At 59.7% G+C, this 14,253-nt stretch carries 12 protein-coding genes; 8 read left to right on the top strand and 4 right to left on the bottom strand.

Translation table 11 applies throughout. The features are described from left to right. Positions 1 to 75: 75 nt before the first annotated feature. A complete protein-coding gene (locus ACP7B9_RS13835) occupies positions 76 to 1,473 on the top strand; it encodes a class II 3-deoxy-7-phosphoheptulonate synthase (RefSeq protein ID WP_425864272.1) in 1,398 nt (465 codons plus the stop codon). A 59-nt stretch (positions 1,474 to 1,532) separates the two neighbouring features. Here the strand turns inward: ACP7B9_RS13835 and pknB are convergent, their stop codons facing one another. After that, positions 1,533 to 3,611, bottom strand: a complete 2,079-nt coding sequence (pknB, locus tag ACP7B9_RS13840) for a Stk1 family PASTA domain-containing Ser/Thr kinase (protein ID WP_425864274.1) — start codon at positions 3,609 to 3,611, stop codon at positions 1,533 to 1,535. A 107-nt stretch (positions 3,612 to 3,718) separates the two neighbouring features. Then, positions 3,719 to 5,140, bottom strand: a complete 1,422-nt coding sequence (locus tag ACP7B9_RS13845) for a LysM peptidoglycan-binding domain-containing protein (protein ID WP_425864276.1) — start codon at positions 5,138 to 5,140, stop codon at positions 3,719 to 3,721. 182 nt (positions 5,141 to 5,322) lie between these two features. Here ACP7B9_RS13845 and ACP7B9_RS13850 point away from each other — a divergent pair, with 182 nt between their 5' ends. Next, positions 5,323 to 5,676: an Rv2175c family DNA-binding protein gene (locus ACP7B9_RS13850; protein WP_425864278.1), complete on the top strand. Its 354-nt coding sequence runs from the start codon at positions 5,323 to 5,325 to the stop codon at positions 5,674 to 5,676. 107 nt (positions 5,677 to 5,783) lie between these two features. Here ACP7B9_RS13850 and ACP7B9_RS13855 read toward each other — a convergent pair whose 3' ends face one another. Both ACP7B9_RS13855 and ACP7B9_RS13860 read right to left on the bottom strand, forming a co-directional pair. After that, complete coding sequence (locus ACP7B9_RS13855) at positions 5,784 to 6,908, bottom strand: polyprenyl synthetase family protein (protein ID WP_425864280.1); 1,125 nt, start codon at positions 6,906 to 6,908, stop codon at positions 5,784 to 5,786. Between the two features lie 56 nt (positions 6,909 to 6,964). Continuing rightward, positions 6,965 to 7,537: a hypothetical protein gene (locus ACP7B9_RS13860; RefSeq protein WP_425864281.1), complete on the bottom strand. Its 573-nt coding sequence runs from the start codon at positions 7,535 to 7,537 to the stop codon at positions 6,965 to 6,967. A gap of 103 nt (positions 7,538 to 7,640) precedes the next feature. Between ACP7B9_RS13860 and dinB the strand changes: the two genes are divergently transcribed. From dinB to ACP7B9_RS13890, 6 genes are all read left to right on the top strand, one after another. Further along, complete coding sequence (gene dinB, locus ACP7B9_RS13865) at positions 7,641 to 8,855, top strand: DNA polymerase IV (protein ID WP_425864283.1); 1,215 nt, start codon at positions 7,641 to 7,643, stop codon at positions 8,853 to 8,855. Positions 8,856 to 9,059: 204 nt separating this feature from the next. Continuing rightward, the gene (locus ACP7B9_RS13870) at positions 9,060 to 9,437 is read left to right on the top strand and encodes a DUF3040 domain-containing protein (RefSeq protein WP_425864285.1); all 378 of its coding nucleotides are present in this window, start codon (positions 9,060 to 9,062) and stop codon (positions 9,435 to 9,437) included. Between the two features lie 471 nt (positions 9,438 to 9,908). Continuing rightward, complete coding sequence (mraZ, locus tag ACP7B9_RS13875) at positions 9,909 to 10,340, top strand: division/cell wall cluster transcriptional repressor MraZ (RefSeq protein ID WP_425864286.1); 432 nt, start codon at positions 9,909 to 9,911, stop codon at positions 10,338 to 10,340. Between the two features lie 287 nt (positions 10,341 to 10,627). Next, complete coding sequence (rsmH, locus tag ACP7B9_RS13880) at positions 10,628 to 11,626, top strand: 16S rRNA (cytosine(1402)-N(4))-methyltransferase RsmH (RefSeq protein WP_425864288.1); 999 nt, start codon at positions 10,628 to 10,630, stop codon at positions 11,624 to 11,626. Next, on the top strand, positions 11,623 to 12,315 hold the full coding sequence (locus tag ACP7B9_RS13885) for a hypothetical protein (protein WP_425864290.1): 693 nt from the start codon (positions 11,623 to 11,625) through the stop codon (positions 12,313 to 12,315). The genes rsmH and ACP7B9_RS13885 overlap by 4 nt, the downstream gene beginning before the upstream one ends. Before the next feature lie 64 nt (positions 12,316 to 12,379). Beyond that, entirely contained in the window at positions 12,380 to 14,209 is a 1,830-nt protein-coding gene (locus ACP7B9_RS13890; protein WP_425864291.1) for a peptidoglycan D,D-transpeptidase FtsI family protein, read from the top strand. Positions 14,210 to 14,253: the final 44 nt, after the last annotated feature.

The raw sequence follows: 14,253 nt of genomic DNA on the forward strand, positions 1-14,253 counted from the left end.
GACGCGACCCGCAAGAACTCATCTCAGGTGGCGGACAGGTTAGTGAGCGGCCGCTTTGGGAGATACCCTTAAGGCGTGACTGACCTAACTCCTAATGACACTCTTGCACCCGCTGCCGGAATTTCCGTCCCCGGTGCCGCCGTATACCCAGGCCTTGATGACTGGCGCGGGCTTCCCATCGCCCAGCAACCCACATGGGAGCAGTCCCCGGCGTTTGAGCCCACGGTAAAGGAACTTTCCGTCCTGCCTCCGCTGGTGTTTGCGGGCGAAGTGGATGTTCTGCGGTCGCGTCTGGCCCAGGCAGCCAAGGGCAAGGCATTCCTGTTGCAGGGTGGTGACTGCGCCGAAACCTTTGAAGCCGCCACGGCAGATAAGATCAGTGCCCGCGTCAAGACCATTCTGCAGATGGCTGTTGTACTGACTTACGGTGCCCAGCTGCCCGTCATCAAGATGGGGCGCATGGCCGGCCAGTTCGCCAAGCCGCGCTCTTCCAATGATGAAACGCGCGACGGCGTAACGCTTCCGGCATACCGCGGCGACATCGTCAATGGCTACGACTTCACGCCTGAATCCCGCCAGCACGATCCGGCGCGCATGCTCAAGGCGTACCACACCTCGGCGTCGACCTTGAATTTGATTCGGGCGTTCACGCAGGGTGGCTTCGCGGACCTGCGCAGTGTGCACGAATGGAACCGCGGCTTCACCGCCAACCCTGCGCACAGCCGCTACGAGCAGCTGGCCAAGGAAATCGACAGGGCCATCAAGTTCATGGCCTCCTGCGGTGCCGACTTCGAAGCACTCAAGACCGTTGAGTTCTTCGCCAGCCACGAAGCACTCTTGCTTGACTACGAGCGCGCACTGACCCGCATCGATTCACGCACCGGACTGCCGTACGACACCTCCGCCCACTTCCTGTGGATCGGCGAGCGTACCCGTGACCTGGACCAGGCGCACGTTGACTTCCTCTCGCGCGTCCGCAACCCGATCGGCGTCAAGCTCGGGCCCACCACGTCCCCCGACGATGCCCTGCGCCTCATCGAAAAGCTTGACCCGAACCGCGAGCCCGGCCGCCTGACGTTCATTACCCGCATGGGTGCGAACAACATTCGCGAGAAGCTGCCGAACCTTGTCGAGAAGGTTACTGCTTCCGGTGCCGAGGTCCTCTGGGTCACCGATCCCATGCACGGCAACACAGTCACCTCACCCAACGGGTACAAGACCCGCAACTTCGACGACGTCATCGACGAGGTTCGCGGTTTCTTCGAGGTTCACGAGGCACAGGGGACCGTTCCTGGTGGCCTGCACGTGGAAATGACTGGCGACGACGTCGCCGAGTGCCTCGGTGGCGCGGACCCGATCGACCAGGAAGCATTCCTGACCGGTTACGAGTCCGTGTGCGATCCTCGCCTGAACCACAAGCAGTCCCTGGAAATGGCCTTCCTCGTCTCTGAAGGCCTGCGCAAGTCCCAGTAGTAGAGCACTAAGAACGGGAGCCGAAATCCTCGGCTCCCGTTCCGTTTAACCTCAGTGTGCTAGATGACTTGGAGCGTGATCGTACTGCCCTCGGGGGCCTCGCCGCCGCTCGGGTCTTGGAAGCGAACCGTGCCAAAGAAGCCGCCCAGCAGGTTCTTCACTGCTACCTCGAAGCCGAGGGCCTTCAGTTCGGCCGTGGCTGCACCGACCTGCTTGCCTACCAAGTCCGGTACGGCCACCATCGTCGGTCCCTTGGACAGCGTCAGGGTGACCGTGCCGCCGGCTGTGAGGTTGCCCGATTCGGGTGACTGCGAGACGACGACGCCGGCGGGGACGGTCTTGCTGTTGACCTGCTCCGGCGCGGTCACGGCCACCAGCCCAACGGCCTTGAGCGCTGCCACGGCATCGGCTTCGCTCTTACCGGCCACGGATGGCACGGGGATGGGCTTGGGGCCCTTGGACGTCACGAGATTGATCGTTGTTCCATTGCGGAATTCCTTGCCAGCGGCAGGATCCTGACTCAGTACGACGCCGGCGGGAACTTTTTCATCGAAGGTTTCGGTAACGTTTCCCGCAGCTAGGTTGGCATCGGTGAGGGCCTTCTTGGCCGCGTCCAGCTGTTGCCCCGTCACGGTGGGGACGGTGTAGAGAACGGGGCCGCGAGAAACCTTCAGCGTGACGGTGTTGAATTTTCGCACTGATTTTCCGGCTGCCGGATCCGTGGCGACGATGAAGCCGGCAGCCACTTTTTCATCGAAGACATCTGCGGTGGGCGCCTGCTCGAACCCTGCCGCGAGCAGTAGTTCCTGCGCTTGAGGCACGGTCTTGTTGTGGACGTCCGGGACGGTGGCAAGTGCGCCGGGGCCAAAGCCGACAAACCAGCCGGCTGTGGCGGCCAATATGGCCAGAACTACGACCAGCAGGATCCACACCAGGGCGCGCCGCCTTGGCTTCTTTGATCCCAATGTCTTTGTTGGGGTTGCGGCCGCTTTGGCCCGTTCCTTGGCTGCGATGGCTGCCTGGCGCTTTGAAAGCGTCGCAGGGGTTTCTGATTCTTCAACAGGATCCTCGGCGTACAGCCGTGGCGAGGCCGGCAGGACGGACGTGGGGAAGTAGGGGGCTGCAATCACGCTGGTGGCGTCGGGGAACGAGCTGGGCCCCGTGATGACCTCTGTGTTGGGTGAGTTGCTGGGGGAGTTGTTGCGTGAGTTGTTGGGGGCGTTGCTCGGGGAAGCTTGCTGCCTGCCAGAGGGGACGGCGGGTCCGCCCGGTGTTGCACCAAAGTCCAGCTCGGCATTGGACAGCGTTTGGCGGATATGGCGGAGATCCTCCAGCAGCGCCGCGCCATCGGCGGGGCGGTGATCGGGGTCCTTTTCTGTCATGTATCGGACGAGTTCGTCCATGACCGGCGGAAGCCCGGGGACAGCGAGCGAGGGCGCGGGAACCTCATCCTGGATGTGTGCCATGACAACGGCCACCGGAATTTCACCGCGGAACGGCTGGGAACCTGTCAGTAGCTCGTAGAGCATGATGCCAGCGGAGTAGATGTCGCTGCGTGCATCGCCGCCATGGCCGCGGGCCAATTCGGGTGCGATGTAACCAACGGTGCCCAGCAGCGTGCCGGTGTTTGTGGATGTGGTCACCGCCCGGGACAGCCCAAAGTCACCGATCTTGACCCATCCCTGACGGGAGATCAGGACGTTCTCGGGCTTGACGTCACGATGTACCAGCCCGGCGTTATGGGCCGCGGCTAGACCCTCTACGACGGGGTCCAGCAGGTCAAGGGCCTGCCGGGGGCTGAGGGCGCCATTTTCATTGACGACGTCCCGCAGGGTGTACCCATCAATGTATTCAAAGACAAGGTAGGCGTGCTGTGGACCAACGCCGTGATCGTGAATCTGGACGACGTGCGGGTGGGAAAGGCTTGCGGCGCTCTGGGCCTCGCGGCGCAGGCGTGTAATGAACGCTGTATCCGTGGCTAGGTGGGGGTGCAGAATCTTCAAGGCGATGTTTCGACCCAGCCGCAGGTCCTTGGCCAGGTAGACGGTGGACATGCCACCGTGCGCCACCTTGGAGACAACCAGATAGCGTCCATCGATGGTTGACCCGTTCAGCGGATCGTCTGAGACATCTTGCACTCTTCTACCTTAGAAGCTGAAACGAAAAGGGACCGCCAGCAACACAGTGCTGGAGGTCCCTTTTCGTTGAAAGCGAACGATTGTGCCCTATATATGGGCTGTTTGTTCTACCGGAAGAGCTCGCGGTTGGCATTAATGCCAGCCACATAGATCTCGGTATCGGCGAACATTCCGTTCACACTGACGGAATACTGGCCTTGGTAGTAACCGGCGATGGCCTCGGACTCGCTGGGGGCACCCTTGAGCAGCGCACGGATGATCGCGACTCCCGCCGTGACGTTGTCCTGAGGGTCAAGCAGATTCAGCTCGCGGCCGACAAGTCCTGAGGCCCATTCACCGGCATCAGGGATGACCTGCATGGTGCCAATGGCGTTGGCAGGGGAAACCGACTGGTGGTTGAATCCTGATTCCTGCTGAGCGAAGGCCATCGCCAGTGCCGGGTCGACTCCCATGCGGGCAGCGGTGCTGGCTACTAGCTCCTTCATCTGCTCCTGTGACGGTGAGGGTGCCGCCAGCAACAAGGATTTATTCTTGTTGGCGTCGCTGACCACTGCCGCGGGGTAGGTGTAATGCAGGAACGTGCTGGGTACCTCATCTTCCGGCGCCAAGGCAGCGGTAGTGTCCGAGGGCTTCGGTGCGATGGGGGTGATCTCACTCGAGGCCGCGCTCAGGCCCGGGATGATGAGGGTCTTACCCGGGTAAATGGGTGCCTTGACGTCCGCGCCATTGGCCGAGACCAAGGCAGAAAGACTGACGTCATTCTCGGCTGCAATGGAGGAAAGCGTATCTCCGGCCTTGATGACGTAATCAGAACCGCTGGCCGGCTTGGCTGCGGCTGGCGCCTTGGTGGTGTTCGACGCCGGAGCTTGCGCGGCTTGTCCGCCCACCTTGACCTTCTGGCCCGGGTGGATGACTGAACTGCCGCTGAGCCCATTCAAGGAAAAAATGTTTGACAGGCTGATCTTGTGATCGGCAGCAATGCCGCTGAGGGTGTCCCCTGCGCGGACGGTGTAGCTAGTCGACGCCGTGGCAGTGCTGGTACTCGGTGCTTCGGCCGCCGTAGCTCCCGAGATGCTCAGGACCTTGCCCGGGTGAATGATGGAGCTTGCCGAGAGCTTGTTGCGGGCCAGCACGGACTCCGTGGAGACACCGTACTTGGCGGCAATGGCGGAGACAGTATCTCCGGCAGCCACCGTGTGGGAGATCTTGGTTGACTGTGCCTTCAAGGTACTCAGCGCGTTTGCGCCGATCGCGGTGACGGCGCGCGGGACCGAGCTGGCAACGAGTGTAGAAGGTATGCGGTTGGCTGTGGTGCGAGCCTGGACTGCTGCAAGAACCTTCTGGGAATCAAGGGAGCCGTGCGTTCCTTGCGTGGCGATTCCTGACTGGGCAGGCGCCGCTGAGACCGGAGCTGCAAGGGCCAGGGATGAGAGCATAACAACCGGAATGGCTGCGGTGGCGACTGCAACCAGCTGCTTGCCACCCGCTGCCGGTTTGGTGGCGGCGGGAGAAGGGCGTGTGGGAGTCATGGGTGCGTACCTCAAGTTTCCGTTACGGATGAGACCAATGGGAATGATGTTACTAATGTGACTACCAGAAAATTTACCCTAAAACACAGTAAAGTGGGACCCCGCTGTGGATTGGCGCACAAAATTCTCCGAATTTGCACCTTATATACATGATTGAGGGCAATATGTGGGAACCTTTGAGGGTGAGTAATGTTGAAACAGTAGTTAGCGAATGGTTGCCCCTGCCCGATGTCGCCGAGAAGCTTGATGTCTCGGTCACCAAAGTCCATGCACTGGTCAAGGATGGTTCCTTGCTGGCTGCACGTGTAGGGGAGCGCCGGATTCGGGCCGTGCCCGCCGAATTCATTGCAGGTGACCATATCTTGGAAAGCCTGCGGGGCACCATCTCGGTGCTGCAGGATGCCGGCTTCGAAGACGAAGAGGCCATTGTGTGGCTCTACACCCCCGATGAATCACTGCCGGGTCGTCCCATTGATGCCCTTATCGGTGGCCGTAAGACCGAGATTCGCCGCCGCGCGTCAGCCCTGGGCTGGTAGCAAGCACGAATGGCCCAGCACTAAATAAGTATTAAACAGGAGAGGTTGGGCGTGGTGCCCAACCTCTCCTTTAGTTTAAGTGTCCAGCAGTTTAAGTAGCCAGGTGGTTAGGACGTCCGGGCCACGGCCGCGAGACCCAACGCCGAAAGCGCCGCGGCAACTGAGGCATCAATGCTTAGTTGCGCCAGCGCCGAAAAGGCGCTCTCGCTGAGTTCGGAAATCATTGCTTCGGTGTTGGCCAAGGCTCCGGACTCGACCATGATGGCGCACAGCCGTTGAATTTCCTCGTTGCTGAGATCCTGCCGGCCAAGATTCCGGTCCACAAACTCACCGTCTTGGGTGCTTGCGGCAGCGATGGTCAACCCGACAAGGACTGTACGTTTGCCCTCGCGCAGGTCGTCTCCTGCGGGCTTGCCCGTCGTGGCCGGGTCACCAAAAACGCCGAGAACGTCGTCGCGCAATTGAAACGCCTCGCCGAGGGGGAGTGAAAATGCGCTGTAACCGGCCAGGAGGTCTTCGTTGGCACCAGCCAATGCGCCACCCATGACGAGAGGGTGCTCCGAGGAATACTTCGCACTCTTGTAGCGAATGATGGCCGATGCCCGGGCAACTGCCGTGCCATGAGGCTTGGAAGGCCCTGAAACTTCTTCCAGGATGTCAAGGTACTGCCCGGCCATGACCTCGGTGCGCATCACGTTGAAGACCGCGCGGGCCCTCGCGGCGGCCGCGGTGGACACAGTGGCCGAACCGGAGCCAATGAGTGAGAACATTTCCTCACTCAGTGAGAGGCAAAGATCGCCGGTCAGGATGGCCGCAGCATGGCCAAACCGCTGATCGTCCAAGGCCCAACCGCTCTCCGAGTGCAGGGTACTGAATTGGCGGTGCACACTGGGTCCGCCGCGACGGGTATCTGAGCGGTCGATGATGTCATCATGGATCAAGGCTGCGGCCTGGAATAGTTCAAGTGCAGCTCCGGCCCGAATGACGGCCTCGGCGTCCGCCGCGCCGCCAGCGCCGCGCCACCCCCAGTAGCAGAGCAGGGCTCGCATCCGTTTGCCGCCCGTGACGAGGGTCTTGATGGAATCAATCAACGTCAAGGTGTCAGGGGAAATCTGTGCCAGAAGCGCGTGCTTTTCGGCAAGGAAAATGTTCAGTTGGGTGGCAACTGCTGCAATGAATGCATCTTGTTCGGCCGACGGAGTGGCGTCAGGATGGACAGGCGTTGCATTCATGCTTTCAAGATTCCTTGCTGTTTGAGCTGTTGCTGACAATAAAAGATGCGGGGGGACTACTTGAATGAAGCCGGCAGCAGTGTGGCGCCGAGGGTGAAGGTGGCGGTAGAGGCCGTCTGGATGACTGAGACGGTCACGATTTCCTGGCCCTCAGCGCGCACGAACGTCTTCATGGGAATGCCATCCACGGAATCGCCCGGTTGTGCCTTGAAGCCCTGGTCTGAGAAAACCTTGGTGTAGTAGCTCAAAACATCGGCCGAAGGGGCAGTTGCCGTGGCCGTCAGTGATGCCATGGATACGGGTTCAGCGTGTTGGATGCTGGAGGTCTGAATCTGCGCACCCTTCATGAGCGGCATGACAGTGGCCGGGAACCCAGCCACGAGTTCCTTGACGGCCGTGTCGGCAGAGGCCGCGGCCGTTGCCGTCGGCGACGCGCTGGAGGTGGCTGCCGCCGTCGTTCCTTGTGATGCCGTGGCTGAGACCGAGGTATCAGGAGCGGAGGAGGAATCGCTGGGAGCGGGGCTTGAGCAGGCAGTCAAAAGAACGACGGCGGCTGTTGCGGCTGCAGCCGCCAGTCGCGTGCGCCGCAATAGCAGTGTGCGCCCGGCGCGGGGTGATTCTAGAGTCATGAGCGGTTCCTTAGCTTCTTGAGCCTGTGGGATGGCATCCCGTCCAGTTTACCCACGATGGGGGCCGGTGCCTTAGCCCCGCCCGAATCACTAGACTTGAGGCGTGAATCAGGATCAACGGACAGGGCGGAATCAGGTACCGGAGCAGGGCGGGTGCACCGTCATGCACGTAGACATGGACGCATTCTTTGTCTCCGTTGAGCTGCGGGACAGGCCGGAGCTGGTGGGCAAGATGGTCATCGTGGGCTTCCCCGAAGGTCGATCCGTGGTGCTGTCGGCCTCGTATGAGGCTCGTGCCCTCGGCGTGCGCTCGGCCATGCCCATGTCAACGGCAATGCGGATGTGCCCCAACGCCGTCGTGATCGAACCACGGCACAAGCTCTACTACGAGGTCTCGGCCGATGTTATGACTGTATTTCGATCCATTACAGACACCGTTGAGCAGCTCAGCGTCGACGAGGCCTTCCTTGACATCAGCGGTTCCCTGCGGCGGCTGGGGACACCCTTGGAAATCGGGGCACTGGTTCGCCGGCGAATAGCAGCTGAGATCGGCATCACCGCTTCGGTCGGAATCGCCGCCAGTAAATTTGTGGCCAAGGTGGCATCGACCCGTTGCAAGCCCAATGGCATGCTGCTCATTGAGAAGGCGCGCACCGTGGAATACCTCCATACATTGCCCGTGGAGGCACTGTGGGGAGTGGGAGCAAAAACCCGTGAGGTCCTGGCGCGCTTGGGTATTTTCACAGTGGCCGACGTTGCCGCAACACCTTTGCCTGCCCTACAAAAAGCACTTGGCAGCACCGGAGCGTCCTTGCATGCGCTTTCATGGGGGATAGATCCGCGGGCAGTCACACCCGAGCACCAGGAAAAGAGTATTGGTGCAGAAGAAACGTTTGCCAAGGACACCTTCGACAGTGAACTCCTGACGAAGGAGCTGCTGCGGCTCTCGCACCGGGTGGCCGGGCGCCTTCGTGAGGCGGGATTGAGTGGGCGCACACTCGCCCTCAAGATCAAATATTCGGATTTCTCAACCATCACCCGGTCGAAGGCGCTCGGTGCCAGCACCGATAGCGCCACGCAAATATACGCCGGCACTGTTGCCCTTCTTCGCGCACTGGGGGATAGGCCGCAGAGCGTGCGCCTGATCGGCGTCCGCGTTGAGAAGCTGGAGTCGTTGGAAAGTGCACCATTGCAGTTCACCTTGGATCCTCGAGATGACAATTCTCGTAATGCCGAGGTGGTGGGGGACGCCATTGCTGCGAGGTTCGGGACAGCAAAAATAGGCCCCGCACGGCTGCTTAAGCCTCGCGCGGAGTAGTAAAGGGAGCGTGGGTTTCAGTTCGGCAAAATGAAGCCTATTGTTAGTCATAGGAGTTAATTTGTTGATGGCAATACGACGAATTTTGCTCTCCTGGACCTGCCGTTGTAGCTTGCGCGAAAACTGGTTCGGGGGGAATCTTTTCGGCGGTAAGGTCGTTAACAAGAAAAGACCCCAGCGGCCCTTGACCTGAAGGAGGTCGTCATGCCCCTCTCTGAACATGAGCAGAGACTGTTGGACCAGTTGGAGCAGCAGCTGCATGCTGAAGATCCCAAATTTGCCAATGCTCTGTCATCGGACTCAACGCGCTCAATGTCGATGCGCAACGTGGTCATCGGCGTGCTCGTCGTGATCGTCGGATTGCTGGTCGTCCTTGGCGGCGTAGCCTCGCACCTGGTCATTGTGGGAATTCTTGGATTCCTGGTCATGGGCGGCGGCGTATACCTGGCACTTTCCAAAGCGAAGTTTGCGCCCGGTCAGCAAGGTGCCAACAACGCGGGTGGAAAGAACGGAGCCAAGCAGAAGAGTGGCTTCATGAATGGGCTCGAGGAAAAGTGGGAAGAGCGGCGTCGCCAACAATAGGAGTCGACGGCCCCACGTCACTTCATCGGCGGTCGTCTGCGGCCCCGGTCGCTGATAACGGATTCCGCGCCTAACAAGCCCTGCGCACAACAAAAGGTCCTTCGGGGCCTTTTTTGTTTTAAGCACCGTTAATTTAGGCACCGTTGATCAAAGTTAGCCACGCTTCCTGTGAATCCAACAGCCACTGGCTGCCATGCTGAAATCCTCCACTTTGCACCACCAGACGCCTCGGCCAGGCGAATATGCGCCTCGAATGGCGAAATTGCGGGGGTGGGCACGCCCGGTGTGGCAGACGCCCCATTTTTCCCTCCACCACACACCCCGCGAGAAAACCTTGAAACGACGCGGATTATTAATCCAGACAGTGGTCAACACGCCGTAAAGTGGAGTTGACGGTGGAGGATTGTGGAGTAATGTGGAGCACGTAAGAGGGGATTGGGGTTAGGCTCTCAACAATGAAGGCGGTGGACGTTGTTTCTCGGAACACATTCACCGCGCCTTGATGAAAAGGGCCGGATCATCCTTCCCGCAAAGTTCCGGGAGGAACTTTCCAGCGGACTTGTCCTCACCAAGGGGCAGGAAAACTGCATTTACGTCTTCAGTGCAAGAGAGTTCGAAAAGGTCTTGACCCAAATGCAGGATGCACCACTGTCCAACATGGCGGCTCGGGATTACATTCGAATCTTTCTCTCGGGGGCTTCAGACGAAGTGCCCGACAAGCAAGGACGGGTGACCATTCCGGCCACTCTTCGTTCTTACGCAGGTCTCGAGAAGGAGCTGGTGGTCATTGGCGCCGGCAGCCGGGCAGAGATTTGGGATTCACAGGCTTGGCACGTGTACCTGGCAGCCAAGGAGACGGCATTCGCAGCAACTGACGAACTCGCCATCCCCGGAATAAGCTAATTGGTTTCGTCACCCAACAACAGCAACACAGCGTTCATCGGTGGTCTTGAATGAGATCTCCAGCCGCCCAGCACGGCCTTTTCCTGACTCACCTTCCCCGGAGTCAGGCATGGCACGGCTTGGCGCGGAGGGGGATCTGGTTCAAGAAGATGCCGCAATGGTATGGACGGACCAGCGCAGTACCGAGTACCACAGCAAGACCAATAGTTAGCTAATTGTCAGTTTGCATTGCCACAGGGGGATTGAATGCCCCTTACCGGTTTTGACCGAAGAGAAACGGAGTCGTGATGACGTCGGATACCCCTACGCCACCAACGTCCGAACGCCACACTCCCGTTTTGAAAGACCGTTGTATCAACCTCCTGGCTCCTGCCTTTGAGGTCGCCCGTGTAGCCGGCCGCACCCCTATCGTCATCGATGCCACGTTGGGCATGGGTGGACATAGTGAGGCAATGCTGCAGCGCTACCCGGATCTGCACCTGATCGGAATTGACCGAGACACCGAGGCTCTTGGCCTGGCTGGTGAGCGTCTGGCTCCGTTTGCCGATCGCACCGACCTTGTGCACGCGATCTATGACGAAATTGCTGACGTCCTTGAGGATCTTGGCGTCCCGGCCATCGACGGCATCCTGATGGATCTGGGTGTTTCCTCACTCCAGCTCGATGAGCGCGATCGCGGCTTCGCCTATTCATTTGATGCGCCGCTGGACATGCGCATGGATACGAGCCGTGGGCAGACTGCGGCAGACGTCATCAACAGCTACTCGGAAGAAGACCTGGTCCGGATCATCCGCAAGTGGGGCGAGGAGAAGTTCGCCGGGCGCATCGCCAATCATATTGTGGCGGCACGCGATAAGGCGCCGCTGACCCGCACCGGTGAACTCGTTGACATCATCCGCAACGTTGTCCCGTCGGGCGCGGCCAAAACGGGTGGGCATCCCGCCAAACGAACTTTCCAGGCTCTGCGCATCGAGGTCAATGAGGAACTCAGTGTGCTGGAAAGAGCTATTCCGGCCGCTGTTGATGCGCTGGCGCTGCACGGCCGGGCCGTTGTTATGTCTTACCACTCTCTGGAAGACAAGATCGTCAAGGCTGTCTTTGCGGCCGGATCTCAGTCCTCGGCCCCTGCTGGATTTCCGGTGGAGCTTGAAGAACATAAGGCAACTCTTAAACGCCTGACCAAGGGTACGGAGATACCCACAGAAGAAGAAATAGCCGAGAATCCACGGGCCGCCTCCGCGCGCTTACGGGCAGTGGAAAAAATCAGGATCAGGAGCGCCAAATGAGCCAACAAGCAGCACGCATCTTCCCCGCGACAATCGGCAATAACGCCCGATCCTTGCGTGCGTCGTTGGCCGATCCTCGCGTTGGCCGGCCCGCCCCGGCCCCTGAGAAGTCTGCCCCTGAGAAGTCAAAGAAGTCGCGCGCGCCGCTGTCCTTGGTTGTATCCGCACCCAAGCGCAGCTCAAGGTCGCTGATGGTCATCTTGTTCGTGGTGGTCGTAACGGCCATGGCCGTTGTGCTGGTCATGAGTATCTCGGTCTCCAAGGGGCAGTATGAACTCGTGGACCTGAAGAGTCAGCAATCAGATCTGTACAAAGTGAATCAATCACTCGAGCAGGACATTGCGGCGAAGCAGGCTCCCCAGGAACTTGTGGCCCAGGCCGCGGCCCTGGGTATGGTGCCAGCTACAACAACGGGCCAGATTGATGTGCGCACCAAGCAGGTCAGTGGTTCGCCCCAGCCCGCTGCAGCAGATACCAAGGGTTTGGCGGTCATTCCACCAGCCCTGATCGACACTCCCGCAGTTCCCGTTGTAGCGGAGGCCGCTGAGCCGGTTAGTCCTGCAGCAAAGCAAACCGCGGAAAGCGACAGTTCAGTCGCGGCCGAGAAAGCTGCCGCGGCGCCGGCTGCTGTTGTGACACCCGATCTTAACGGCGGCACCATCCCGGCTCCGCTTGAGAAGGGCGACTAGGGTTTAACCACGGTCATCATCACAAGAGGCGGCATCGCCGCTCTCACAGCAAACAGCGCAAGGAATGGCAGCAGTGGCACAGAAACCCGCCCAGTCAGCACGTGGTGCAAGTGCACAACAACTCAACAAGGTTGGCCGCGGACGGATGCGCGCCGGCTTTGTTGTGATGATGGTCTTCCTGCTGCTCATTGCGGGCAGGCTCATCATGGTGCAGGGACTCGATGTTGGCAACATGGCGCAGGCCGCTGAGAACCAGCGCACGGTAGTCCAGACGCTACCGGCCGTTCGCGGCAAGATCATTGACGCCAAAGGCAACGTTCTGGCCGAAAGTATCATCCGCTACGACATCACCGTGGCCCAAAACAACCTCGCTGAAGTTGATGACTACGAGCGCCGAGAAGTAGATCCGGATACCGGCAAGGTCACCAAAACCGTTTACACCAAAGATGAAGGCCTGGCCCAGTTGGCCGAGGTTTTGGGTATGAGTTTCGAGGCCGTCAAGAAGAGCGTCACGGGAACGGCTAACTTCAACTACATCGCCAAGGATGTGAGCCCCTTGGTTGAGAAGAAGGTGGCCGAACTCGGAATTCCGGCCATCTATCCACAAACAATCACCAAGCGTGTGTACCCCATGGGCGCCGTGGGCGGCCCCATTGTTGGCTTCCTGGACTCCGACGGAAACCCTCTGGCCGGTATTGAGCAGACCATGAATAAGCAGCTCACCGGCGCCGACGGAAAGCGTACCTTTCAGGCTGGCAAGAACGGCATCATCATTCCAACTGCGCCCGTTCGCACCGAACCGGCCGTTGACGGGCAAACAGTCAAGCTCACGATCGATCAGGATATCCAGTACTACGCCCAGCAGGCTGCCCAGCAGCAGAAGGAAAAGTACAGCGCCCAATGGGCCAGTATTTCCGTCATTGAAGTAAAGACCGGCAAGGTCATTGCCCTTGCCGATAGCGACTCCTACGATCCAAATGACGTGGGAGCCTCACAGGCCGCAAACATCGGTTCGCGGACGGTTAGCTCCGCGGTGGAGCCAGGCTCCACAAGCAAGATCATGACGGCCGCCGCATTGGTCCAAGAAGGACTAGCCACGCCCATGAGTCAGTATTTGGTGCCACCCACTCTGTCCATCGACGGGCAGACATTCTCAGACGCCTTCGAGCACGGGACTGAAAAGCGAACCCTTGCCGGCATTATTGCCGATTCCATGAACACCGGTACTGTCATGGCCGGCGCCAAGCTGAGTCTTCAACAGCGCTATGACTACATGCGCAAGTTTGGTGTTGGTGAGAAAACCGGCATCCCGCTCCCGGGCGAGAGTTCAGGTATTTTGGCCAATTGGCAGGACTGGGATGGGCGCCAACGTTATACAGTATTGTTCGGCCAAGGTGTGGCTCAAACTCCGTTGCAGACAACTATGGTCTTCCAGACCATCGCCAACAACGGTGTTCGTCTAAAGCCGGCCCTTATCGAATCGTTCACTCATGCCGATGGCACCGTTGACACCGTTCCCCAGGCTGACGGCGTTGAAGTTGTCAGTCCGGAAACGGCCCAGGCGGCGCGCGACATGCTCGAAGGTGTCGTGACCATGACTGACTACAAGATCGTCAACATCCCCGGCTACCGTACCGGTGGAAAGACTGGCACCGCGGAAGCTCCGGCCGACAACGGTGTGGGTTTTGACGGCTACACGGCCTCCTTCATCGGCATGGCTCCCATGGAAGATCCCAGATATGTGGTGGGAATTACCGTCCAACGCCCGCAGGGCGACATCTATGGAGTCACGCAGGGGTATACGTTTAATCAGGTGATGGGACAGGTGCTGCGCAGCTACGATGTGCCGCCGTCCACCACCCCTCCGGTCAAGTTGCCGAAGTTCTACGAGTAGCCCGGAACCACCGGAGACGATGACCCGTGAAAGAAAAGGATTCT

The organism is Arthrobacter sp. TWP1-1, from assembly GCF_049897845.1.
Lineage (GTDB): Bacteria > Actinomycetota > Actinomycetes > Actinomycetales > Micrococcaceae > Specibacter.